Annotated in this window: 24 protein-coding genes; 20 read left to right on the top strand and 4 right to left on the bottom strand. The window is 66.1% G+C overall.

Features of this window, described 5'->3' with window-relative positions:
* The 4 genes from pcnB (at position 1) to panD (ending at position 3,580) form a co-directional block, all read left to right on the top strand.
* Positions 1–1,338, top strand: a complete 1,338-nt coding sequence (gene pcnB / locus ALVIN_RS13775) for a polynucleotide adenylyltransferase PcnB (protein ID WP_012971935.1) — start codon at positions 1–3, stop codon at positions 1,336–1,338.
* Between the two features lie 36 nt (positions 1,339–1,374).
* Positions 1,375–2,178, top strand: coding sequence for a 3-methyl-2-oxobutanoate hydroxymethyltransferase (gene panB, locus ALVIN_RS13770; protein ID WP_012971934.1), 804 nt, complete (start codon positions 1,375–1,377; stop codon positions 2,176–2,178).
* A gap of 25 nt (positions 2,179–2,203) precedes the next feature.
* Entirely contained in the window at positions 2,204–3,082 is an 879-nt protein-coding gene (panC, locus tag ALVIN_RS13765) for a pantoate--beta-alanine ligase (RefSeq protein WP_012971933.1), read from the top strand.
* A 117-nt stretch (positions 3,083–3,199) separates the two neighbouring features.
* Positions 3,200–3,580, top strand: a complete 381-nt coding sequence (gene panD, locus ALVIN_RS13760; RefSeq protein ID WP_012971932.1) for an aspartate 1-decarboxylase — start codon at positions 3,200–3,202, stop codon at positions 3,578–3,580.
* 7 nt (positions 3,581–3,587) lie between these two features.
* Here the strand turns inward: panD and glgA are convergent, their stop codons facing one another.
* Positions 3,588–5,123: a glycogen synthase GlgA gene (gene glgA / locus ALVIN_RS13755; protein WP_012971931.1), complete on the bottom strand. Its 1,536-nt coding sequence runs from the start codon at positions 5,121–5,123 to the stop codon at positions 3,588–3,590.
* A 111-nt stretch (positions 5,124–5,234) separates the two neighbouring features.
* Here glgA and zwf point away from each other — a divergent pair, with 111 nt between their 5' ends.
* The 16 genes from zwf (at position 5,235) to ALVIN_RS13675 (ending at position 20,999) form a co-directional block, all read left to right on the top strand.
* Positions 5,235–6,704, top strand: coding sequence for a glucose-6-phosphate dehydrogenase (zwf, locus tag ALVIN_RS13750; protein WP_012971930.1), 1,470 nt, complete (start codon positions 5,235–5,237; stop codon positions 6,702–6,704).
* A gap of 164 nt (positions 6,705–6,868) precedes the next feature.
* Entirely contained in the window at positions 6,869–8,560 is a 1,692-nt protein-coding gene (gene bicA, locus ALVIN_RS13745) for a bicarbonate transporter BicA (RefSeq protein ID WP_012971929.1), read from the top strand.
* A gap of 172 nt (positions 8,561–8,732) precedes the next feature.
* A complete protein-coding gene (locus ALVIN_RS13740; protein WP_012971928.1) occupies positions 8,733–9,092 on the top strand; it encodes a ribulose bisphosphate carboxylase small subunit in 360 nt (119 codons plus the stop codon).
* Between the two features lie 233 nt (positions 9,093–9,325).
* On the top strand, positions 9,326–10,741 hold the full coding sequence (locus ALVIN_RS13735) for a form I ribulose bisphosphate carboxylase large subunit (RefSeq protein ID WP_012971927.1): 1,416 nt from the start codon (positions 9,326–9,328) through the stop codon (positions 10,739–10,741).
* Between the two features lie 47 nt (positions 10,742–10,788).
* Positions 10,789–11,130 carry a ribulose bisphosphate carboxylase small subunit gene (locus ALVIN_RS13730; RefSeq protein ID WP_012971926.1) on the top strand — a complete coding sequence of 114 codons (342 nt, stop codon included), beginning with the start codon at positions 10,789–10,791 and terminating at the stop codon, positions 11,128–11,130.
* Positions 11,131–11,287: 157 nt separating this feature from the next.
* On the top strand, positions 11,288–13,588 hold the full coding sequence (locus tag ALVIN_RS13725; protein WP_012971925.1) for a CsoS2 family carboxysome shell protein: 2,301 nt from the start codon (positions 11,288–11,290) through the stop codon (positions 13,586–13,588).
* 29 nt (positions 13,589–13,617) lie between these two features.
* The gene (locus ALVIN_RS13720) at positions 13,618–15,150 is read left to right on the top strand and encodes a carboxysome shell carbonic anhydrase (protein WP_012971924.1); all 1,533 of its coding nucleotides are present in this window, start codon (positions 13,618–13,620) and stop codon (positions 15,148–15,150) included.
* Positions 15,147–15,392 carry a carboxysome peptide A gene (locus tag ALVIN_RS13715; RefSeq protein WP_012971923.1) on the top strand — a complete coding sequence of 82 codons (246 nt, stop codon included), beginning with the start codon at positions 15,147–15,149 and terminating at the stop codon, positions 15,390–15,392. Before ALVIN_RS13720 ends, ALVIN_RS13715 begins: the two co-directional genes overlap by 4 nt.
* Positions 15,393–15,394: 2 nt before the next feature.
* Positions 15,395–15,658 carry a carboxysome peptide B gene (locus ALVIN_RS13710; RefSeq protein ID WP_012971922.1) on the top strand — a complete coding sequence of 88 codons (264 nt, stop codon included), beginning with the start codon at positions 15,395–15,397 and terminating at the stop codon, positions 15,656–15,658.
* A gap of 81 nt (positions 15,659–15,739) precedes the next feature.
* Complete coding sequence (locus ALVIN_RS13705) at positions 15,740–16,054, top strand: BMC domain-containing protein (protein WP_012971921.1); 315 nt, start codon at positions 15,740–15,742, stop codon at positions 16,052–16,054.
* A 77-nt stretch (positions 16,055–16,131) separates the two neighbouring features.
* Positions 16,132–16,455, top strand: a complete 324-nt coding sequence (locus tag ALVIN_RS13700; RefSeq protein ID WP_012971920.1) for a BMC domain-containing protein — start codon at positions 16,132–16,134, stop codon at positions 16,453–16,455.
* 9 nt (positions 16,456–16,464) lie between these two features.
* Positions 16,465–16,920, top strand: coding sequence for a ferritin-like domain-containing protein (locus ALVIN_RS13695; protein WP_050750378.1), 456 nt, complete (start codon positions 16,465–16,467; stop codon positions 16,918–16,920).
* 8 nt (positions 16,921–16,928) lie between these two features.
* Positions 16,929–17,234, top strand: coding sequence for a 4a-hydroxytetrahydrobiopterin dehydratase (locus ALVIN_RS13690; protein ID WP_012971918.1), 306 nt, complete (start codon positions 16,929–16,931; stop codon positions 17,232–17,234).
* Entirely contained in the window at positions 17,216–18,193 is a 978-nt protein-coding gene (locus tag ALVIN_RS13685; protein WP_012971917.1) for a LysR family transcriptional regulator, read from the top strand. Before ALVIN_RS13690 ends, ALVIN_RS13685 begins: the two co-directional genes overlap by 19 nt.
* Positions 18,194–18,327: 134 nt before the next feature.
* A complete protein-coding gene (gene pgi / locus ALVIN_RS13680; RefSeq protein WP_012971916.1) occupies positions 18,328–19,980 on the top strand; it encodes a glucose-6-phosphate isomerase in 1,653 nt (550 codons plus the stop codon).
* A 59-nt stretch (positions 19,981–20,039) separates the two neighbouring features.
* The gene (locus ALVIN_RS13675; protein WP_012971915.1) at positions 20,040–20,999 is read left to right on the top strand and encodes a hypothetical protein; all 960 of its coding nucleotides are present in this window, start codon (positions 20,040–20,042) and stop codon (positions 20,997–20,999) included.
* Here ALVIN_RS13675 and rfbD read toward each other — a convergent pair.
* From rfbD to rfbA, 3 genes are read right to left on the bottom strand one after another with little or no spacing between them, the layout of a single operon-like run.
* On the bottom strand, positions 20,996–21,904 hold the full coding sequence (gene rfbD / locus ALVIN_RS13670) for a dTDP-4-dehydrorhamnose reductase (protein ID WP_012971914.1): 909 nt from the start codon (positions 21,902–21,904) through the stop codon (positions 20,996–20,998). The two genes, ALVIN_RS13675 and rfbD, sit on opposite strands and share 4 nt — an antisense overlap.
* Positions 21,901–22,470: a dTDP-4-dehydrorhamnose 3,5-epimerase gene (gene rfbC, locus ALVIN_RS13665; protein WP_012971913.1), complete on the bottom strand. Its 570-nt coding sequence runs from the start codon at positions 22,468–22,470 to the stop codon at positions 21,901–21,903. Before rfbC ends, rfbD begins: the two co-directional genes overlap by 4 nt.
* A complete protein-coding gene (gene rfbA / locus ALVIN_RS13660; protein ID WP_012971912.1) occupies positions 22,470–23,351 on the bottom strand; it encodes a glucose-1-phosphate thymidylyltransferase RfbA in 882 nt (293 codons plus the stop codon). The genes rfbC and rfbA overlap by 1 nt, the downstream gene beginning before the upstream one ends.

Here is a 23,351-nt window from a genome sequence, read left to right as displayed (position 1 = left end):
ATGCAGGATTCCGACCCTCATTCCGCTCCGATTCGTCCCGGCCAGCCCCGCGTGGTGCCGCGTCCCGAGCACAACATCTCGCGCGCCAACATCAGCGAGCAGGCGCTGCGCGTGCTCTATCGGCTCCGGCAGGAGAACTTCCAGGCCCACCTGGTGGGCGGCGGGGTGCGCGATCTGCTCCTGGGCCATGAGCCCAAGGACTTCGACGTCGCCACCGACGCCACGCCCGAACAGGTGCGGCAGGTGTTTCGCAACTGTCGCCTGATCGGGCGCCGGTTCCGGCTGGCCCATGTGCATTTCGGTCGCGACATCATCGAGGTCGCGACCTTCCGTGGCAGCGGCTCGGACGACGGCGAAGACGCCGATCGCCAGATGCGCGACGGTCTGATCGTGCGCGACAACATCTACGGCAGTATCGAGGAAGATGCCCTGCGGCGCGATTTCACCATCAACGCGCTCTATTACGACATTGCCGATTTCGCCCTGATCGACTATGCCGGTGGGATCGATGATCTGCGCGCCGGCCGACTGCGGCTGATCGGCGATCCGGTCAAGCGCTATCGCGAAGATCCGGTGCGGATGCTGCGCGCCGTGCGCTTCGCCTGCAAGCTGGGCTTCACCATCGAGCCGGCGACCGAACGGCCGCTGTTCGAGCTGGGCCATCTGTTGCGCGACATTCCGGCCGCGCGCCTGTTCGACGAGCTGCTCAAGCTGTTCCATTCCGGCTATGGGCTGGAGGTGTTCGAGAAGCTGCGTCACTACGGACTCTTCGGCCATCTGTTCCCGGCGACCGAGGCCTGTCTGGCGCGCGAGGATCACGATTTTCCGATCACCTTCGTCAGTCGCGGCCTGACCAATACCGACAAGCGTCTGGCCGAGGACAAGCCGATCACGCCGGCCTTTCTCTATGCCATTCTGCTGTGGGAGCCGGTGCGGCGGCGCTGGGAGGAACTGGTCGCGCATGGCATGGCGTCCATCGAGGCGATCCTGCTGGCCTCCTCCGAGATCTGCGTCGATCAGCAGCCGCTGGTGGCCATCCCCAAGCGCTTCTCGCTGCCGATGCGCGAGATCTGGGCCTTGCAGCCGCGTCTGGAGCAGCGCGACGGCAAGCGGCCCTATCGGCTCATGACCCATCCGCGTTTCCGTGCAGCCTATGATTTTCTGGTGCTGCGCGCCGAGGCCGGCGAGGCCGATCCCGAGCTGGCGGCCTGGTGGACGCGCTTCCAGGACGCGAGCAGCCAGGAGCGCGCCCGCATGACCGAGCCGGGCGCGCGCCGCAAGCGCCGTCCGCGCCGCCGTCGCAAGCCGTCCGGTTCGAGCGGCGAGTCCGCCGGCTGACGCGATCCATCCCCCTCTAGCATTCCGGAGTCGACGATGTCCGTTGCACCTGTGTCCGTCGCCACGCTGGCCGCCATGAAGGCGCGTGGCGAGCGGATCGCCAGTCTGACCTGTTACGACGCCTGTTTCGCGCGTCTGCTCGACCGCGCGGGTGTCGATCTGCTGCTGGTCGGGGATTCATTGGGGATGGTGTTGCAGGGACACGCGACCACGGTGCCGGTGACGGTCGAGCAGATGGCCTATCACGGCGCCTCGGTGGCGCGCGGGCGAGAGCGGGCGCTGCTGGTGGTCGATCTGCCGTTCATGGCGGCGGCCACGCCCGAGCGCGCGCTCGACAGTGCCGCGCGGCTGATGCAGGAGGGCGGCGCCCAGGTCGTCAAGCTGGAGGGCGGCGAGTGGCTGGCCGAGACCGTGCGCCGTCTGTCCGAGCAGGGCGTTCCGGTCTGCGCCCATCTGGGACTGCTGCCGCAGTCGGTCAATCGGCTCGGGGGCTATCGGTTCCAGGGGCGCGACGAGACGTCCGCCGAGCGCATCCGGCGCGAGGCGCGGGTGATGGAAGAGGCGGGCGCCAGCCTGCTGGTGCTCGAATGCGTGCCGGCGGCGCTCGCCGGCGAGATCAGCCGGTCGCTCAGTATCCCGGTGATCGGCATCGGCGCCGGCGCCGGGTGCGATGGTCAGGTGCTGGTGCTGCACGACATGCTCGGGTTGAACCCCGGTCGTCCGCCGAGCTTCAGCCGTGACTTCATGCCGGGGTGCGGGTCGATCGGTGAGGCGGTGGCCGCTTATGTGGCGGCGGTGCGTGACGGGAGCTTCCCCGCTGCGGCCGAGACACCCTATTGAGCCGGTGGATAGAGAGATCGAGACCATGCCGAGTACAGCGCACGCTCCATCAAGCCTGATCCAAGTCGAACGCGTCGCCGAGTTGCGCGCACAGGTTCGCGCCTGGCGCGCGGCCGGCGAGCGGATCGCCTTCGTGCCGACCATGGGCAATCTGCACGCCGGCCATCTGAGTCTGGTGCGCGAGGGCCGCGCCCGCGCCGACCGGGTGGTGGCGAGCATCTTCGTCAATCCGCTGCAATTCGGCCCGGGCGAGGATCTGGACGCCTACCCGCGCACGCTCGAGGCCGACCGTCGCCAGCTCGGTGAGACCGGCTGCGACCTGCTGTTCACCCCGAGCGTGCGCGAGATCTATCCGCGCGGTCAGGACACCCATGCGCGGGTCGAGGTGCCGGGGATCTCGGACATCCTCTGCGGCGCGAGCCGGCCTGGGCACTTCGTCGGCGTGGCGACCGTGGTCTGCAAGCTGCTCAACATGGTCCAGCCCGATGTCGCGCTCTTCGGCGAGAAGGATTTCCAGCAACTGCTGGTGATCCGCCGTCTGGTCGAGGATCTGGCGTTGCCGGTCGAGGTCGTTGGCGTACCGACCGCGCGCGAGTCCGATGATCTGGCGATGAGTTCGCGCAACGGCTATCTGACGCCCGAGGAACGGGGGCTGGCGCCGGCGCTGTATCAGGTGCTGAAGACGACCGCCGAGGCGCTGCGCGCCGGCGAGCCGGTCGAACGCGCCGAGCAGACGGGGCTGAACGCGCTGGCGGCGGCGGGACTGCGGCCGGATTATCTGAGTGTGCGCCGTGCCGAGGATCTGGCTCCGGCCGGTCCCGAGGATCGTGCTCTGGTCATTCTGGCGGCGGCCTATCTCGGGCGGGCGCGGCTGATCGACAATCGGCGCGTCAATCTGGATTGATCGATGTTGCTGCATTGCAGCAACGCCTGCTGTAGACTTACGCCAACTGAAATACAATAGTCTTCATCGACGTTTTTGAAGACCCAGGCCGAGCGGCCATTGAGAGGATCGAGTCAAATGCATCTGACCTTGCTGAAGTGCAAGCTCCATCGCGCGCGCGTGACGCATTCGGAAGTGGATTACGAGGGTTCCTGCGCCATCGACGAGGAACTGCTGGACCTGGCCGGGATTCGTGAATACGAGCAGATCCAGATCTACAACGTCACCAACGGCGAGCGCTTCACCACCTATGCCATCCGTGCCGAGGCCGGTTCGCGCGTGTTCTCGGTCAATGGCGCGGCGGCCCACAAGGCTGCGCCCGGCGACTGCATCATCATCTGCGCCTATGCCGTCATGACCGAGGCCGAGGCCGACGTCTTCAAGCCGCGCCTCGTCTATCTCAACGAGCACAACCGCGTCATCCGTACCGGCGATTCCATCCCCGCCCAGGCGGCCTGAGCCCCAGTCACGCCGAGCGGGCGTGCTCCAGCGCCATCCGATCGGCGATCGCGTCGTTGTAGAGTTCGATGTAACGGCGCGCGCTCGACTCCCAACTGAAGTCCTGTGACATGCCGGTGACGGCCAGGCGGCGCCAGCCGTCGGGGTCGTCGCGGTAGAGTCGCATCGCCCAGCGGACGGCGCCGAGCAGGGCCGCCGGTGTCGGCTCGTCGAAGACGAACCCCGTGGCCGTCCCCTTCGCCAGATTCTCCGGCGTGGCCGGCACCACTGTGTCCACCAGTCCGCCCGTGCGATGCACGATCGGCGGCGTTCCGTATCTCAGACTGTAGATCTGATTGAGGCCGCAGGGCTCGAAGCGCGAGGGCATCAGGAAGGCGTCACAGCCGGCCTCGATGCGATGGGCGCGGGTCTCGTCATAGCCGATGTAGACGCCGATCTGACGCGGATTGGCGGCGGCCAGCTCCAGCAGCGCCTGTTCGCTGCGACGCTCGCCCGAGGCCAGGATCATGACCTGCACCCGTGGGTCTTGCAGCAGCTCGGGCAGGATCGCCTGGATCAGGTCCACGCCCTTCTGTTCGACCAGCCGCCCGACATAGCCGAGCACGAAGGCATCCTCACTGCGCGGCAGGCCCAGTTCGCGCTGCACGTCGAGTTTGTTCTCGGTCTTGAGTCCGAAGCGTTCGGCGTCATAGTTCTGGAGGATGAGCGGGTCGCCGGCCGGATTCCAGACCTGATAGTCGATGCCGTTGAGGATGCCGCTGAAGCGCTGTCCGATCTGACGCAACAGTCCGTCGAGTCCGCAGCCGAAGCGCGCCGTGCGCACTTCCTCGGCATAGGTGGGACTGACGGTGTTGATGCGTTCCGAGAACACGATGCCGCCCTTGATGAAGGACAGGCGCTGGTGGAACTCCAGTCCGGCCAGATTCCACAGCGCCGGGGGCAGCTCCAGCCGATCGAAGGTGGCGCGGTCGAAGAGTCCCTGATAAGCCAGATTATGGATGGTGAAGACGCGCGCCGGCGACCAGGGCGCCTCCTGCAACAGGGTCGGAGCCAGTCCGGTCTGCCAGTCGTTGCCATGGAACACGTCCGGGCGCCAGCCGATCGCCGGCAACCCCTGCGCCATCAGCGCCAGCACCCGGCAGAACAGCATGAAGCGGTCGGGATTGTCGCCCCAGTCGCGCCCGGTCGGATCACAGTAGGGGTTGCCCTCGCGCGCGAAATACTCGGGCGCGTCGACCAGATAGACCGGCAGGTCGTGATCGGGATGGCGTCCCTCGACCAGCCGGATGGCCGTCCGGTAGCCTGGGACACGGATCTCACCCAAGGGCTTTGGCTCGCGCAGCTGACGCATGGCGAGCGGATAGCCCGGAATGACGAGCCGCGCGTCATGGCCGAGCTGGCGCAATGCTGCCGGCAGACTGGCGGAAACATCCGCCAGTCCACCGGTCTTGATCAGGGGATGCGCCTCGCTGCTGGCGACGAGGATTCGCAGACGCTCAGGTTCGAGCGCCGGGAAGGCAAAGGGGCTGAATGACGACTCCATGCGGTGTGTTTCGTTCTGGGCGCGTTGGCGCGGGCGGCCATAGGTGAAGGGAGGAGACCCCATGAAAGACATCACGTTAGCACACTTGATCCGGATCGAGGTAACTGGCCGATGATGGAACCCTGCACACTGCTGATCTTTGGGGCCACGGGCAATCTGGCGGCCTACAAGCTGCTGCCCGCGCTCTATCATCTCGAAGCCGCTGGGCGTCTGCATCCCGAGAGCCGCGTGGTCGGTTTCGGCCGGCGCGACTGGTCCGACGAGGACTGGCGCGAGCGGGTGGCCGAGATCCTGAGCCAGCGCCTGGCCAGTCGGCTGGACGGCGCGGTGTCACAGCGTCTGCGCGAACGGCTGCACTTCGTCGGCGGCGATCTGGAGCGGCCCGAGGACGTCGCCTCGCTGGCCGCGCGTCTGCGGGGCGAGGAAGGCTTTCCGGCCAATCGACTCACCTATCTGGCCGTGGCGCCACGCCATTACGCCACCATCGTCGAGTCGCTGGCCGCGCAGGATCTGCATCTGGAACAGGAGGGCTGGTCACGGCTGGTGGTCGAGAAGCCGTTCGGCTTCGACCTGGAGAGCGCCAAGATTCTGGATCGCCAGCTGCGCCGTCGCTTCGACGAGGAGCAGATCTATCGTATCGATCACTATCTGGGCAAGAGCACGGTGCAGAACATTCTGGTGTTCCGCTTCGCCAATCTGATGCTCGAACCCCTGTGGAACCGCAACTACATTGACCACGTCCAGATCACGCACGCCGAGTCGCGCGGGATCGAGGACCGGGCCGGTTTCTACGATGGGGTCGGCGCCCTGCGCGACATGATCCAGAGCCATCTGTTGCAGATGCTGGCGCTGGTGGCCATGGAGCCGCCGCCGAGCCTGGACGCCGAGGCCTTGCGCGACGAGAAGGTCAAGGTGCTGCGCTCGATCCGGCCCATTGCGCGCGAGGCGGTCCATGCGCAGGCGTTTCGCGCCCAGTACGGGCCGGGGCGCGCGGGTGACAACCGGCTCGCCGGGTATCTCGACGAATCCGGCATCGGGCGCCACAGCACCACCGAGACCTATGCCGCGCTCAAGCTCTATATCGACAACTGGCGCTGGCGCAACGTGCCCTTCTATCTGCGCACCGGCAAGCGGCTCGGTCAGACCAACTCGCTGATCGCCATCCGCTTCAAGCATCCGCCGCAGCGGCTGTTCCAGTCGACGGCGATCGAACGGCTCGAACCCAATTGGTTGCTGCTCAACATCCAGCCCAACGAGTGCATGCGCCTCGAGATCCAGGTCAAGCAGCCGGGTCTGGAACTGCGCACCCAGACCGAGCGCATGGATGCCAGCAGTTGCGTGCTGCCGCCCGAGCACATCGATGCCTATGAGGCGCTGATCCTGGATGTCATCGAGGGCGACCACACCCATTTCCTGCGCTATGACGAGGTCGACTGGGCCTGGCGGGTGGTCGATCCGGTGCTCAAGCTCTGGGCGACCGAGCGCGACTTCATCCACACCTATCCGGCCGGTTCCTGGGGACCGGTCGAGGCCAATCGGCTGTTCGACCGTGAGGATCAGGATTGGCGCAATGGGCTATAGCGGTTCCGGCTGACCCGCGCTCTCGATCCGGGCGCGGGCTGGAATCGCCTCGGTTACTCGGATACATCGATCATATTCGATGTATTTCATCAATATTATCACTTTGAATCGATGGCCATTGGCGCTTTAGATAGGCTGAATGCAACAGCCATCGGTGCCGAGCCATGCGACTACTCAACGACATCCGCTTCGACAACCTCAGGGGCGACCTCTTCGGTGGTATGACGGCCGCCGTGGTCGCGCTGCCCATGGCCCTGGCCTTCGGCGTGGCCTCCGGGGCCGGACCCGCCGCCGGACTCTATGGCGCGGTGCTGGTCGGACTCTTCGCCGCGCTCTTCGGCAGCACACCCACGCTCATCTCCGAACCGACCGGACCCATGACCGTGGTCATGACCGCCGTCATCGCCAATCTGGTCGCCACCAATCCCGAACATGGCCTGGCGATGGCCTTCACCGTGGTCATGATGGCAGGCGTCTTCCAGATCATCCTGGGCCTGCTCAGGTTCGGCAAGTACGTGACGCTCATGCCTTACACGGTGGTCTCGGGCTTCATGACCGGCATCGGGCTCATCATGATCATCCTCCAGCTCGGCCCCTTCCTCGGTCAGGCCACGCCGGCGGGCGGTGTCCTGGGGACGCTGCGCTCGCTGCCCGATCTGGTCACACAGGTCGATCCGGCCGAGGCGGGGCTGGCGCTCATGACCCTGGCGCTCATCCTCTTCTTCCCCAAGCGGCTCAAGAGCTATCTGCCGCCGCAACTGCTGGCCCTGGTGCTCGGCACCCTGATCTCGCTCCTGCTGCTCGACGGCAGCGACCTGCGGCGCATCGGCGAGATCCCGACCGGGTTGCCCACGCTCCAGATGCCCGTCTTCAGCGCCGAGCAATGGCGGCTGATGCTCGTCGACGCCCTGGTCCTGGCCGTGCTCGGCTGTATCGACGCCCTGCTGACCTCGGTGATCGCCGAGAGCCTCACGCGCAAGGAACACGATTCCAACAAGGAGCTGATCGGGCAGGGGCTGGGCAATCTGGCGTCCGGACTCTGCGGCGGCATCGCCGGTGCGGGAGCGACCATGGGCACCGTGGTCAACATCCAGAGCGGGGCGCGCAGCGCGCTCTCCGGCATCACGCGCGCCCTGATCCTGCTGGTCGTGGTGCTCTGGGCCGCCGGTCTGACCTCTCAGATCCCGCTCGCGGTGCTGGCCGGCATCGCCTTCAAGGTCGGACTGGACATCATCGACTGGTCGTTCCTCAAGCGCGCGCACCGCGTCTCGCTGCGCGCGGCCATGATCATGTATGGCGTGATCGCGCTCACTGTCTTCGTCGATCTGATCTGGGCGGTGGCGGTCGGTGTCTTCGTCGCCAACGTCCTGACCATCGATCGGCTGAGCCGGCTCCAGAGCCGTTCGGTGCGCGCGATCCAGCATCCCGGCGAGCACGAGAACCTGACGCTCGACGCCCAGGCGGTGCTGGAGCGCGCCGACGGCCGCATCCTGCTCTTCACGCTCGGCGGCCCGCTGATCTTCGGTCTGGCCAAGGCGATCGCGCGTCAGCATGCGGTGCTGGAGGATCACGAGGTGCTGATCCTGGACTTCAGCGAGGTGCCCATACTCGGCGTGTCGTCCTCGCTGGCACTGGAGAAACTGGTGCTGGAGGATCTGGATGCCGGACGTCAGGTGTTGATCGCCGGGGCCGAGGGCGATGTCCGGCAACGGCTCGACCGGCTCGGGATCACGGCGCGGCTGCCGGCCGATCAGGTGGTGTCGAGCATGCAGGAGGCGCTGGTGCGGGCCGAGGCGTTGTTGGCGGCGAGTCCGCGTCCGGTTCTCTTGAACAAGCCGGAGGCGGTCGTGGCCTGAGTGCGATCAGGCGTCTTGAACCGGCCGGACGCCGAGACATCGACCGGATTCGATGTCGCTTGCGGACAATCTCAATTTCCGACTTTTGCACTCAGGAACTACTCTAAGACTCGACGATGGAAGCCAGTCGGCTTCCCTACCGATTTCAAATTCGATCGAGTGAGGTGTTCCGATGCCAACCGCCGCCATCACCCAGACGACAGCATCTGCCGCCATTCATGCCGCTCCCTTCCAGGCGGCCCGGTTCCATGACGCCCACCTCCAGCCGGCCGAGTCACGGATGCTCGGCCAGCTCGAACACTGTCTGCATCGCGGCTGCATCATCGCCATCGAACATGCCGAGCGGGTCCAGGCCGCATACACCGCCTGGGAGCCCTGGGAGCCGCCGAGTTGTTACAGCGGCGACATGGCCGCTGTACACGGTGCGATCGCGCGCTGTCGTCAGGCCCATTGCGACCATCACATCCGTTTGAGCGTCGAGGATGTGAGTTATCACAGTCGGCTCGCGCTCATGGTCCATCGTCCACACTGATCGGTCGACGATCAGCCTCCAGCCGCTCGCCGCCTCCTTTCTTCCGGTCAGCGTCCTGCACCCTGCAGGACGCTGACCTTCGTTGGTGTCCACAACTCTTCGGTCATCCCCTCTCTCGCCGGATCCATCGACTTTTGTCGATGATTTCCATTCTTTTAATTGATTGGTATTGGAAGTTCGACCTATTTATCGTCTTCGCAACCTCAGGCCGCACCCATCGAACGGAGTAAATCATGAGCACGAAGACGTATGACGCCGGCGTCAAAGATTACGCCCTGACCTACTGGACCCCGGACTATGTGCCCCTGGATTCCGACTTGCTGGCCTGCTTCAAGGTCACGCCGCAGGCCAAGGTGTCACGCGAGGAGGCCGCCGCCGCCGTCGCCGCCGAGTCCTCGACCGGCACCTGGACCACGGTCTGGTCGGATCTGCTGACCGATCTCGATTACTACAAGGGTCGCGCCTACCGGATCGAGGACGTGCCGGGCGACAAGGAGAGCTTCTATGCCTTCATCGCCTATCCGCTCGATCTGTTCGAGGAAGGCTCGATCGTCAACGTGCTCACCTCGCTGGTGGGCAACGTGTTCGGCTTCAAGGCGGTGCGCGCCCTGCGTCTGGAAGACATCCGCTTCCCGCTGCACTATGTGAAGACCTGCGGCGGCCCGCCCAACGGCATCCAGGTCGAGCGCGACCGCATGGACAAGTATGGCCGTCCCTTCCTCGGCGCCACCGTCAAGCCCAAGCTGGGTCTGTCGGCCAAGAATTATGGCCGTGCCGTCTACGAGATGCTGCGCGGCGGTCTGGACTTCACCAAGGACGACGAGAACGTCAACTCCCAGCCCTTCATGCGCTGGCAGAACCGCTTCGAGTTCGTCTCCGAGGCCGTGCGCAAGGCGCAGGAAGAGACCGGCGAGCGCAAGGGTCACTATCTGAACGTGACCGCCCCGACCTGCGAGGAGATGTTCAAGCGGGCCGAGTTCGCCAAGGAATGCGGCGCGCCCATCATCATGCACGACTTCCTCACCGGCGGTTTCACGGCCAACACCAGTCTGGCCAACTGGTGCCGCGACAACGGCATGCTGCTGCACATCCACCGCGCCATGCACGCGGTCATCGACCGCAATCCCAAGCACGGCATCCATTTCCGCGTGCTCGCCAAGTGTCTGCGCCTCTCGGGCGGCGACCATCTGCACACCGGCACCGTGGTCGGCAAGCTGGAAGGCGATCGGCAGTCGACGCTCGGTTTCGTCGATCAACTGCGTGAATCCTTCATCCCCGAAGACCGCTCGCGCGGTCTGTTCTTCGATCAGGACTGGGGCGGGATGCCGGGCGTGATGGCGGTGGCCTCGGGCGGTATCCATGTCTGGCACATCCCGGCGCTAGTGACCATTTTCGGCGATGACTCGGTGCTCCAGTTCGGCGGCGGTACTCAGGGTCATCCCTGGGGCAACGCGGCTGGCGCGGCAGCCAACCGTGTGGCGACCGAGGCCTGCGTCAAGGCACGCAACGAAGGGGTCGAGATCGAGAAGCACGCCCGCGAAGTGCTCAGCGATGCCGCGCGTCACAGCCCGGAGCTGGCCGTCGCCATGGAGACCTGGAAGGAGATCAAGTTCGAGTTCGACGTCGTCGACAAGCTCGACGCGGCCTGAGCCACGAACCCCTGTCCCCAGTCCATCTTTGAGAGGAACCCGACATCATGAACACCGCGAGCAGCATGGGCGATCACGCCACCATCGGCCGCTACGAGACCTTTTCCTATCTGCCGCCGCTCAACCGCGAGGAGATCCTGGAGCAGATCCTCTACATCCTCGACAACGGCTGGAACGCCTCGCTGGAGCACGAGCATCCGGATCGCGCCTTCGAGTATTACTGGCCGATGTGGAAGATGCCCTTCTTCGGCGAACAGGATCCGAACGTGATCCTGACCGAGATCGAGTCCTGCCGGCGCAGCTATCCGGACCATCACGTCCGGCTGGTCGGCTACGACACCTACGCCCAGAGCAAGGGACATTCCTTCCTGGTGCACCGCGCCCGCTGAGGGCGGACACGAGGGCGAGGGGCGCGCTCCGGGCCGGCCGATGACATCGAGGATCGTGCTTGATTCGTAGAAGCCGATCAGAAGACGAGCGACATCGGCCCCAGGCCCGGAGCCTGGACAGCAGTCAGCAGCGATCCACGAAGAGGCAGGCACGGACATGGCTGATCAAGAACGACAGTTGACGGGGCGCGCGGCCTCCATCGCCAAACGCCGCGCCATCGCCAACGGTGGTAAGACGGGTCGACCGAACCCTGAATCGGTCACGAACACAGACTCGAACACGCGGCGCACCAAGCGCGGTCAGGTCAGCGAAGCGGTGCCCATGACGCTCCGCGAGCGTCTGAGCGCCTCGGAACCCGCACCAGCGAAACCTGAACGCAACCGGCGCTCCGTCGACATGGCGGAAGGCCGTAAGCGCTCGATGGCGCGGCGCGACCAACTCACTCGCGGACGTCCGGGCTATGCGCGTCCGGCACCGGCGGATCAGGCCGATCTGAGCGGACTCGTGGGTCGCGAAGCCTCGATCGCCCGGCGTCGCGCCATCGCCGGTCTGGAGCCGCAGGCACCGTGTTCGGAACGCCGACGCGACGACCAGGCCACCGTGACCACGGACAGTTCCGCACCCAGGCCCGCCACTGAACGGCGTGCAACCGCCAATCCAGTCAACGAGAAGCGTCAGCGTAATGGTCGTCCGCGCGGCGGTGCGACCCTGACCAAAGCCCCTTCGCGCGGTCGCATGCTGTCGATGGCGCGTCGTGCCGCCCTGGCCGGACGCGGCAAGACCGGCGTCGATTCGGTGAGCGGACGCTCCAGTCAGGCGGCGACGACCAATCTGCTACGCAATGCCGGGGTCAGCTCACGTGAGATCGCCAAGCGCGTCCGCGAGGAACGTTGCGAGCACGGCAAGTGCGGCGAATCCGGTCCGCGCCCCACGGGACGCGCCCGTCGCTCGAACGGCGCACGGCCCGGTGACGCACCGTCCAAGGTCGGCGTCAGCACCACGGCCTCCGGTCAGACCCTGACCGGCACCCAGGTCGGGCGCAGCCGGCGCACCACGGGTGATGAGACTGGCGCCTGCCGTCAGGTCACGGGCACGGAATACATGGGCGCCGAGGTGTTCCAGGAACTCTGCGGCATCGGACCGGCCCCCGCGCCCAACCGCCAGAGCGCCGTCACAACCACCGGCGGCGGCCAGACGCTCACCGGCGATCAGGTCGGACGCAGCTCCAAGGTCACGGGCGACGAGACCGGTGCCGGACGTCAGCTCACCGGCACGCCCTACACCGCGCCCGGTCCCGAGGGCGCACCGCCCAAGGTCGGTCAGACCCAGACCCTCAGCGGGCGCACCGTGACCGGCTCGCTGATCGGACGCAACACCAGCCTGACCGGCGTCGAATCGGGTGACTGCCAGCGGGTGACGGGCAACGAATATCTCGGCTTCGAGCACTTCGACAGCGTCTGCAAGACCCGTCCCGAGCCGGTCGGCACGCTCAAGGTCGGACTCGATACTACTTGGCGCGGCCAGAGCGTGACCGGCAGTCTGGTCAGCGGCACGGCGCGCGTCACCGGCAACGAGACCGGACGCTGCGAGATCGTCACCGGCACCACCTATCTGGGCGCCGAGCAGATCGCCTCAGACTGTGGCCCGGAGACGGCGCGTCAGACTGCCGAGCGGATGCCGCTGGGTCGCTCCACCCCCGGCTTCGGTCTCACCGGACTCCAGCCAGGGATCGGCGGCGCCATGACCGGCGACATCAAGGGCGCTTGCCAGCCCGTGACCGGCACGCCCTATCTGGGCGGGGACGACCTTCTGGCCACCTGCGGCAGCGAAGAATTCGCGGCCCTGCCGGGCAGTGACGACTTCCCGCAGCCGCTCGGCGGCGGTCAATGGGGCCAGTTCAGCATCGACACCCCGGCGCGTGCCGCCCAGTCACAGCCGGCACGCCGCTCAGTGACCGGCACCCACTACGACGAAGAGCACAGTCGCATCACCGGCCCCTTCAATATGGGCGGCAACCGGGTCACGGGCACCGAGGGTTTCCGCGCCCGCCGTGCCGAGGAACGGCGCGAGAGCGGACCGGCCCGTCCCGGCAGCGTGATGTCCCCACGTCCGGCCAAGGCGATTGAGTCGACGGCAGCGATCGAGGAGACCGTCGTTGAGTCCGAACCGGCACGCCCACGCATCACCGGCGAGGGTCTGGATGGCGGACTGCGTATCACGGGTAACGATTGGGGCCGCAACGAGCGTGTCACCGGCACCGAAGGCAAGTCGGCGCACAGCCGCAACCCGACCCGACGCGGCGACGCGCCCGTGGGAGCCTTCGCCGGCGCCCGCGCCTTCCGCGATGCTCAGGTTCAGGAACGCGAGCGGCCTCAGTCCGAAACGCGCGTGACCGGCGGTAGCGGCGGTACCGAGCGCGGCGCCCTGGTCACACTCTCGGGCGGCGCTCGGGGTTAAGGACGGATAGCGGATCAGGAGTCATCGCCATGCGCATCAAGCCCAAGCCACAGCCACGCCGGCGCGTCCGTCCAGCCTCCTGGACGAACACGCCCGCCGCTCCGGTCGGCACGACTCAGGTTGCGCCTGAGTCCACCGGGTCGCTGGACGGGATCGGTCGGACGGGGACGCATCCGCTCACCCGCCTGGACGAAAACCAGCGGCTGTGGGCCTACGAGCAGCGGATCAAGGACGCCTTCGCGCGCATCGTGCCGACGCTCAAGTCCATTGCCGCCCGCGTCCCGGACGCCGGTTTCGAGGACTGGGCACAGGCCGAGGCCCGTCAGAAGTTGGGCTTCGAACTGCCCGAATCGCGGCTGGCCGACGCCTGGGTCGCCGGACTCGACCGGCGCGCGCTCTTCGCGCACGCCACCTTCGAGACCGTGCGAGCCATGAGCGATGACTACTTCACGACCGACCCGCTCGACGATCGCGGCCAGTCCGATGAATTCCGTCGCTTCCTGCTCGACTGCGGCTTCCACGCCATGAACGTCACACCCTGCTCGGACGGACGTCTGGCCCATGCCATCCGCTATGTGTTGCGGTTGCCGATGGGCGCCGTCCAGCGCCGTGCCAACGCCGGTGCGCTCTTCGACGTCGAGGAGGCACTCGATCGCTGGTCGTCAGTGGAACTCGGACGCTTCCGCGAAGGCGTGCCCAACACCGCCGACGCCCCGACCAGATATCTGAAGGTGGTCGTCTATCACTACAGTAGCCGCGACCCCGAGCATCACGGCTGCGCGGCCCACGGCAGCGACACCCGCCAGGCCGCCGCCGCCGGACGCGAGCGTCTGCACGCCTTCCGCGAGGCGGTCGAGAACAGCTACTGCTGCGGCGCCTCGATCGAGGGCCTGCTCGTCGGCATCGACACCGACACCGACCGCTTGCGTCTGCATCTGCCCGACGCACGCGGCGATGCCGATCTGGACCGTTTCGTCGACGCCGGCGCGCTCCATCGCGAGACCGCACGGCTCGACCCCGAGGCGGCACGCGCCCTGATCCGTGAGCGCGTGGCCAACCCGAGCGGCGGCGGTCTGGCCCCAGCGCCTGGGATGCAGCGTCTGATCGCGCGTCTGATCGAGCACAACATCTCGCAGCTCGACTATGTGCGTGACTATCACAACGGCCACTACACCGACATCGGACACGAAGAACGTTTCATCGGGGTCGGGATGGATTTCGCCGAGATCCATCTGCGCAACCTGACCTATTTCAGCTTTCTGCGCACCCTGGAAGAGGGCGCCTGCAACCTGGACGTCGGTATCAAGATCTTCAAGCAGCTCAACGTCGACCATGGACTGCCGGTCCCGATCGTCATCCGTTTCGAGTACTCGGGACAGGTGCCGGGCGCGCGCGAGCGGGCGATCGAGCGTTGCGAACGCCTCGCCGAGGCCATCACTCAGCGCTATCCGGATCTGGCCGAGCACGGTCTGCTCCACACCTACTGGACGGTGCGCGACAGCCAGGGCCACGGACGACTGGAGCCGGTCGGCGGCTCGCTGCTCGGCGGGAGGACGGCATGAAGATCTGTCGCGTCGAAAAACCGCTGGTCGCGACTAACCGCATCCCCGGACTGGAGCATCGTCATCTCCAGGTGGTGCTCGACGGCAAGAGTCGGATGGTCGCCGTCGATGCCGTGGGCTGCACCCCCGGCGACTGGGTGCTCTGTGTCGGCAGCTCGGCGGCACGCGAAGCCGCCGGCCACAAGGACTACCCGAGCGACCTGACCATCGTCGGCATCATCGACCACTGGGCGGAGGACTGAGCATGGACATCATGCAGGTGGAACGCTCGCTGGTCTGCACGCGCCGCATCCCCGGACTCCAGTCCGTGTCGCTGCGGGTGCTGCGCGACGCCAAGGGCGGACGGGCGGTGGCGGTCGACACGGTCGGCGCTCATCCGGGCAACTGGGTCTTCACCATCAGCGGCTCGGCGGCCCGGGTCGCGGTCGGCACCCGGATACTCACCGACCTGAGCATCGGCGGCATCATCGACCGCTGGGACGCGCCGGACCCGACCGACGGCGTCTGACAGGATCGATTGCACGAACACGAACACAGCTTACGACACCGAAACACAGACCCACACTTGTCAACAGAGGAGTAACACGAGATGGCTGACGAATACTACGGGATCGCCCTGGGCATGATCGAAACGCGCGGACTGGTGCCCGCCATCGAGGCGGCCGATGCCATGACCAAGGCCGCCGAGGTGCGCCTGATCGGACGCGAGTTCGTCGGCGGCGGCTATGTAACCGTGCTGGTGCGCGGTGAGACCGGCGCAGTGAACGCGGCGGTACGCGCCGGCGCCGATGCCTGCGAGCGCGTCGGCGATGGTCTGGTCGCCGCGCACATCATCGCCCGCCCGCATCGCGAGGTCGAGCCGATCCTGCCGACCGGCGGCCAACTGGCTGAAAAAGCGGCCTGAGACCGGCGCTGACATAAGACCCGACACGACATCGAAATCGCTCAATCCTCTACTTTAAGACCCAGGAGTCAGCCACCATGCCTTCCGAAAACTATGGCATCGCGCTTGGAATGATCGAGACCCGCGGACTGGTGCCCGCCATCGAGGCGGCCGACGCCATGACCAAGGCCGCCGAGGTGCGTCTGATCGGACGTGAGTTCGTCGGCGGCGGCTATGTGACCGTGCTGGTGCGCGGCGAGACCGGCGCTGTGAATGCGGCGGTGCGCGCCGGAGCCGATGCCTGCGAGCGCGTCGGTGATGGTCTGGTCGCCGCGCACATCATCGCCCGCCCGCATCGCGAGGTCGAGCCGATCCTGCCGGTCAAGCCGGGCGACACCGACGGCGGGCATGGTCGCTCCTGATAGCCCATGATGGCCAATCCGAGAATCTTGGGTTATCTGGGGCGCGCGCTCAGTCATGAACTGAGCGCCGTCCAGCAATACCTGACCCATGCCGGGCTGGCGGATCTGTGGGGACTGACCGAGGTCGGCGCGCACTTCCGGCGCGAGGCCGCCGAGGAGCAGGAGCACGCCGAACGCCTGACCGCGCGGATGCTGCGGCTGGGCGCCATGCCCAACGGCTCGCGGCTCAGGCCGGTCCAGGCCGGATTCTCGCTGATCGAACTGCTGGAGGCCGACCGTCGGCTTGAATGGCACGCGGTCGCGCTCTATCACGCGGCGGCCAACTATTGCGCCCTGATCGGCGATGTCGCCGGACGCGACTTCTTCGCCGCCCTGCATGACGCGGAACTGACTCACGCCCGTGAACTGGAGGACTGGATCGGGCGTTTGGATCAGACCAGACGACGCCACAGCACCTGGAGATAGCCATAGCCATGAACGCGACCTCTACCACCTGGCAGCACCGCGAACGCCCGCTTCGCCTCGAACGTCGACTCGATTTCGCCGACTACGCGCGCACCCGCGACTTCCTGGAGGCTGTGGCCAAGGCGAGTGAGGCCACCGGCGTCTATCCCGACATCAGCTTCGGTCGCACCTATGTCAACATCACGATTCACACCGAGCCGCCGGCCACGGATATCGATCCCGAACGGACGGCTTTCGCCGAGCGAGTCGACGCGCTCTTTGCGTCTGAATATGATCGCAGACCCAGTGAGCCGCCATGTTCGATCCCATGCTGAATCTTGCCCGTCACGTCAGTCTGCGCCAACTCCAGGTGTTCGAGGCCATCGCGCGCCTGAAGAGCTTCACCAAGGCCGCTGACGAACTCTATCTGACCCAGCCGACGGTCTCGACCCAGATCAAGCGCCTGACCGATGTCATCGGGCTGCCGCTGTTCGAGCAGATCGGGCGTCAGGTCTATCTGACCGAGACCGGACGCGAGCTGGAGACGGCGGTCAAGGACATCTTCGGCGTGCTCGACCGCTTCGAGATGAAGGTCGCCGATCTCAAGGGGTTGAAGCGCGGCTATCTCAAGCTCTGCGTCATCACCACCGCCAAGTATTTCGCCCCGGAGGTGCTCGGGCGCTTCTGTCAGCGCCATCAGGGGGTCGACGTGGCGCTCAAGGTCACGAACCGCGACAGCGTCCTGGAACGCCTGATCGCCAACAAGGACGATCTCTACATCCTGGGGCAGAATCCCGAGCGTGACCTGGAGATGATCGCCACGCCCTTCGCGCCCAATCCGCTCCATGTCATCGCCCACCGCGAGCATCCGCTGGCGCATGAACGCGACATCCCGATCGAACGGTTGGCCGATGAGTATTTCATCATGCGCGAGCCGGGTTCGGGCATCCGCGACTATGTACTCAAGACCTTCGGCGAGGTCGGTCTCAAACCGCGCGTGCGCATGGAGCTCGGCAGCAACGAGGCGATCAAGCACGCCATCTACGGCCAGTTGGGTCTGTCGGTGCTCTCGCTCCATACCCTGGCCCAGGAGGCCGAGTCCTCGGAGCTGGCCATTCTCGACGTCCAGGGCTTCCCGCTGGAACGTCAGTGGTATGTCGCCCATGCCAAGGGCAAGGAATTGTCTGTGGTGGCCGACGCTTTCATCGACTTTCTCGGCGAGGAGAGCGGACGGCTGTGCCGCCAGCTCGACGAGACCCGTGCCCGTTTGACGCGCTTCCAGCCGCCGACCTAGCGGCCGTTCCGGCCTGGAGCCGGGCGTGTCGAAGCTACCGACCGTCCGATCGCGCGATAGCTGAGAATTGCGCGCGAATATGGTCAAATGCGCCTCCATCCCGTGATCCCGGATTTGAGGAGGCTCGAACCGTCATGTCGCCCGTGCTCGTGAACCAGACACCCCAGTGGCAGGCACTCCAACGGCATTGGGAGGCGATGCGTCCGCAGCGGATGCGCGATCTGTTCGATGCCGACCCCAAGCGCGCGGCGGCCATGAGTCTGACCGTCGCCGGACTGCATCTCGATTATTCCAAGAATCTCATCACCCGCGAGACGCTGGACCGGCTGATCGAGCTGGCCGAGGCGGTCGATCTCAAGGGCTGGATTCGCCGTATGTTCGAGGGCGAGCCGATCAACAACACCGAGGACCGCGCGGTGCTGCACATCGCACTGCGCAACCGCTCCAAGCGTCCGATCCAGGTCGAGGGCGAGGATGTGATGCCGCTGGTCAACGGCGTGCTGGCGCGGATGGAGACCTTCGTCGGGCGCGTGCGTTCGGGCGACTGGCGCGGACATACCGGCGAGCGCATCACGGATGTGGTCAACATCGGCATCGGCGGCTCCAATCTCGGTCCGAAGATGGTGTGCGCGGCGCTCGCGCCCTATCAGAGCGAGAGCCTGCGCGTGCACTTCGTCTCCAACGTCGACGGCACCCATCTGGTCGAGACCCTGCGCGGGCTGAACCCGGCCACCACGCTCTTCATCGTCGCGTCCAAGACCTTCACCACCCAGGAGACCATGACCAACGCCGCCAGCGCCCGCGCCTGGCTGCTCACCGCGCTCGGCGACTCATCGGCCGTGGCGCGGCATTTCGTCGCGGTCTCGACCAATGCCGAGAAGGTCGCGGCCTTCGGTATCGACACGGCCAACATGTTCGGCTTCTGGGACTGGGTCGGCGGACGCTATTCGCTGTGGTCGGCGATCGGGCTGCCGATCGCGCTCGCCGTCGGCTTCGACCGTTTCGCCGAGCTTCTGGAGGGCGCGCACGCCATGGACGAGCATTTCCGCACGGCGGATCTGCGCGAGAACATGCCGGCGCTGCTGGGCCTGATCGGCGTCTGGTATGCCAACTTTGCCGGGGCGCGCACCCATGCGGTGCTGCCCTATGATCAGTCGCTGCGCTATCTGCCGGCCTATCTGCAACAGGGCGACATGGAGAGCAACGGCAAGGGCGTGACGCGCGAGGGCACGGCGGTCGAGTACACCACAGGTCCGGTGGTCTGGGGCGAGCCGGGCACCGATGGCCAGCACGCCTTCTATCAGCTCATCCATCAGGGCACGCAGCTCATCCCGGCCGACTTCATCGGCGCCGTGCACAGTCACAACGAGCTGGGCGACCATCATCCCAAGTTCATGGCCAACTTCTTCGCCCAGACCGAGGCGCTGATGCGCGGTCGGACCTATAACGAAGCGCTGAGCGAACTGCTCGCGTCCGGCCTGGACGAGGAGCGGGCGCAGAGGCTCGCGCACCATCGCACCTTCCCCGGCAACCGCCCGACCAACAGTCTGCTGATGGAACGGCTCACGCCGCACACGCTCGGCGCTCTGATCGCGCTCTATGAGCATCGCATCTTCACCCAGGGCGTGATCTGGGGCGTCAATTCCTTCGATCAGTGGGGCGTGGAACTCGGCAAGCAACTGGCCAACGTCATCCTCGCCGAGATCCAGGCCGGCAAGGTCACAGCCGATCACGACCCCTCCACGCGCGCGCTCCTGGAGCGTTTCATCCGTCAGCGCAGGGCTTGAGGAATGATGGCGCCGGCACACAGGCTGGTCTGCTCGGAACAATTTGGAGAGGCGGCCCTATGGAACAGATGAACGAGGCCGGGGATGTCCTGGCATCAACGCCCTGGGAGCGGCATGAGCGGCTCTTCTTCGATCGGCTCGGGGAGCGCCTGGATCTCACCGATGTCACCGAGTACAGCGCCCGACGCTGCACCCACGGCAAACAGGTCTTCAGCCACACCCGCGTCTATCAGGGCGAGACGCTCGACCGGGTGATGGTCAGCCGCTACTCACTGCGTCCGGGTCGCTGGGGTCTGGTGATCTTCGCCTATCCGCGCGTCGACTACGATCTCCCGGCCTTTCTGCTGCACGTCGGCGGCCAGCCGCCCGAGCGCACGCTGCTGACGCTGGATCTGGCCCCCTGTTCGTCGAGTCTGGATCTGGAGCCGTTCGCCCGCGTTGCGCACGTGCACCGCCCGGCCTTGGAACTGCCGGACGAGCGGCTGCCCTTGCTGGAGTCCGTGACCTCGCCCCATTTGCTGCACTGCACCTTCAAGCCGCTGGATCCTGAGCTTTTTCTCGCCGCGTTCGGCGCCGTGGTCGAGACCTGGTGTCGTTACATCGACCAGGCCGTGTCCGACGCGGATGTCCAGTCCAGACAGGCGCGCGGCGAGCGGGTGCTGGAGCTGAAGCGGGTGATCTTCGAGAACGATCCGGCCTTTCCTGTCTTCACCCAGTCGTTCGGCCAGTCGATGTCCGACACCCTGGCCGAAGCCGCGTTCGGCGGCACGCCCGGACTGACGATCCGTGATTTCCAGGATGTGCCGCCGCCGGCCGTGGGGAGCTGGGCCAACAAGAAGCTTGGCCTCATCTGGAGTGCCGACGCCCAGAAACGCGTCGGCGAGGCGCCGGCCATCATCCGGCCGATGATCCGGCGCATCATCGAGAAGGATGCCGCGAAGGAAGGACTCGACCGCATCACGGTCGAGTTCGTCACGCGCTGTGAGAAGAAGTACTGGACCGGAGGTGGCGGCGCCTAGAGTTCTTCGAGGCACTGCGCCAGCGACAGGCGCCAGTCCGGCATCGCCAGCCCGAAGGTTTCCTGGAAACGCCCGTTGTCGAGCACCGAGAAGGTCGGACGCTTGGCTGGGGCCTGATATTCGGATGACGGGATGGGGATGAGGTTGGTCTGGGCGCCGCTCGCCTCCAGGATGGCGCTGGCGAAGCCGTACCAACTGACCTGACCGCTGCCGGTCAGGTGGTAGAGTCCGCCGACCTTGTCCAGATCCAGGTCGCCGCGCAGCACGCGATGGAGCACCTGAGCCGTGATCTCCGCGAGCATCCGGCTCCAGGTCGGCGAGCCGATCTGGTCGTCGACCACCCGCAATTCCTCGCGTTCCTGGAACAGGCGCCGCATGGTCAGCAGGAAATTCGCCCCGCGCGCGCCATAGACCCAACTGGTGCGGAAGATCAGGGCACGCGCACCCGAGTCGAGCAGGGCGCGTTCGCCGCCGAGCTTGGTCTCGCCATAGACGTTGAGCGGGTCGGGGCTGTCGTCCTCGGTATAGGTGCGGCCCAGGCTGCCGGAGAAGACGAAGTCGGTCGAGTAATGGATGATCGGCGTGCCGCGCTCGGCCAGCAGGGCGCCCATCTCGCCGACCGCGTCGGCATTGAGGCGCTGGGCGGTCGCGCGATCGCTCTCGGCCTTGTCGACGGCGGTGTAAGCGGCCGCGTTAATCAGGGCATCCGGCCGGCTGTCCTCGATGAGACGGGCCAGCGCTTTGGCGTCCATCAGATCGATGGTCGGGCCATATTCACCCTCCAGCGAGGCGGCGATCACCTCACCGACGCCGGCGAGCGTGCGGCGCAGTTCCCAGCCGACCTGGCCGTTGGCGCCGATCAGGAGCAGTTTGGGCCGGTGGCCGGCCGGGGTCTTGGTGGTCATGGGTAATCCTCCAGGCCGGGGAGACGATCGATCGGGATGTCACGCAAGCGGGCCGCGTCGCGATCCTTGGCCGACAGCTCGGGCGTCATCCCGGCGAGCGGCCAGTCGATGCCGAGGTCGGGATCGTCCCAGCGCACGCTGAACTCGGTCTCCGGGCTGTAATAGTCGGTGTTCTTGTAGACGAAGAGCGCGTTCTCGCCCGTGACGAGAAAGCCGTGGGCGAAACCGGGCGGAATCCAGAACTGGCGCTTGTTCTCGCCCGAGAGCGTCACGCCCACCCAGTGTCCGAAATGGGGCGAGCCGCGCCGGATATCCACGGCCACGTCGAAGACCTCGCCGGCCAGCACCTGGACCAGCTTGCCCTGGGCGCGCGGGTGCTGGGCGTGCAGTCCGCGCAGGACGCCCCGGCGCGAGAAGGACTGGTTGTCCTGGACCAGCGGCGCCGGGATGCCGAGTTCGGCGTACTGGTTGGCGCGATAGGTCTCCAGGAAATAGCCGCGCTCGTCACCCCAGACCTTCGGTTCCAGAATGAGCACGCCGGGGATGGCCGTTTCGATCACCTTCATCAGACGCGACCCCGCTGCAACAGACTCAGCAGATATTGTCCATAGCCGTTCTTGCTCAGCTCCTCGCCCATGGCGCGCAGCCGCTCGGCGTCGATCCAGCCGTTGAAATAGGCGATCTCCTCAGGACAGCAGATCTTGAGTCCCTGACGCTTCTCGATGGTCTCGATGAACTGGCCGGCCTCCATCAGCGAGGCGTGGGTGCCAGTGTCGAGCCAGGCGGTGCCGCGCCCGATGCGGGTCAGCGACAGCGCGCCCTCGCTGAGATAACGATTGTTGAGATCCGTGATCTCCAGTTCGCCGCGCGGCGAGGGCTTGAGTTCGGCGGCCAGATCCGGGGCGCGTCCATCGTAGAAATAGATTCCGGTCACGGCCCAGTTCGACTTGGGCATCTTGGGCTTCTCTTCGATGCCGAGCACCCGGCCCGAGTCGTCGAACTCAGCCACACCATAGCGCTCGGGATCGGAAACATAGTAGCCGAACACAGTCGCGCCCGATTCGCGCGCATTGGCCTCCTTGAGCTGGTCGACCAGTCCGTGACCGTAGAAGATGTTGTCGCCCAGAACCAGGCAGGAGGGCGCACCGGACAGGAACGCGCGGCCGATCAGGAACGCCTGCGCCAGTCCATTCGGTTCGGGCTGGACGGCATAGCTGAGCGACAGTCCCCACTGCGCCCCGTCACCGAGCAGTGCGTGGAACAGCGGCGCGTCGTGCGGGGTGGTGATGATCAGGATCTCGCGCATCCCTGCCAGCATCAGCGTGGAGAGCGGATAGTAGATCATCGGCTTGTCGTAGATCGGCAGCAGTTGCTTGCTGATCGAACGGGTCAGCGGATAGAGCCGGGTGCCGGAACCACCGGCCAGAATGATGCCCTTGCGTGTCAT

This window comes from Allochromatium vinosum DSM 180 (genome assembly GCF_000025485.1).
GTDB lineage: Bacteria > Pseudomonadota > Gammaproteobacteria > Chromatiales > Chromatiaceae > Thermochromatium > Thermochromatium vinosum.
Note: the sequence above shows the minus strand (reverse complement) of the source record. Positions and strands in the feature narration are given on the sequence as shown.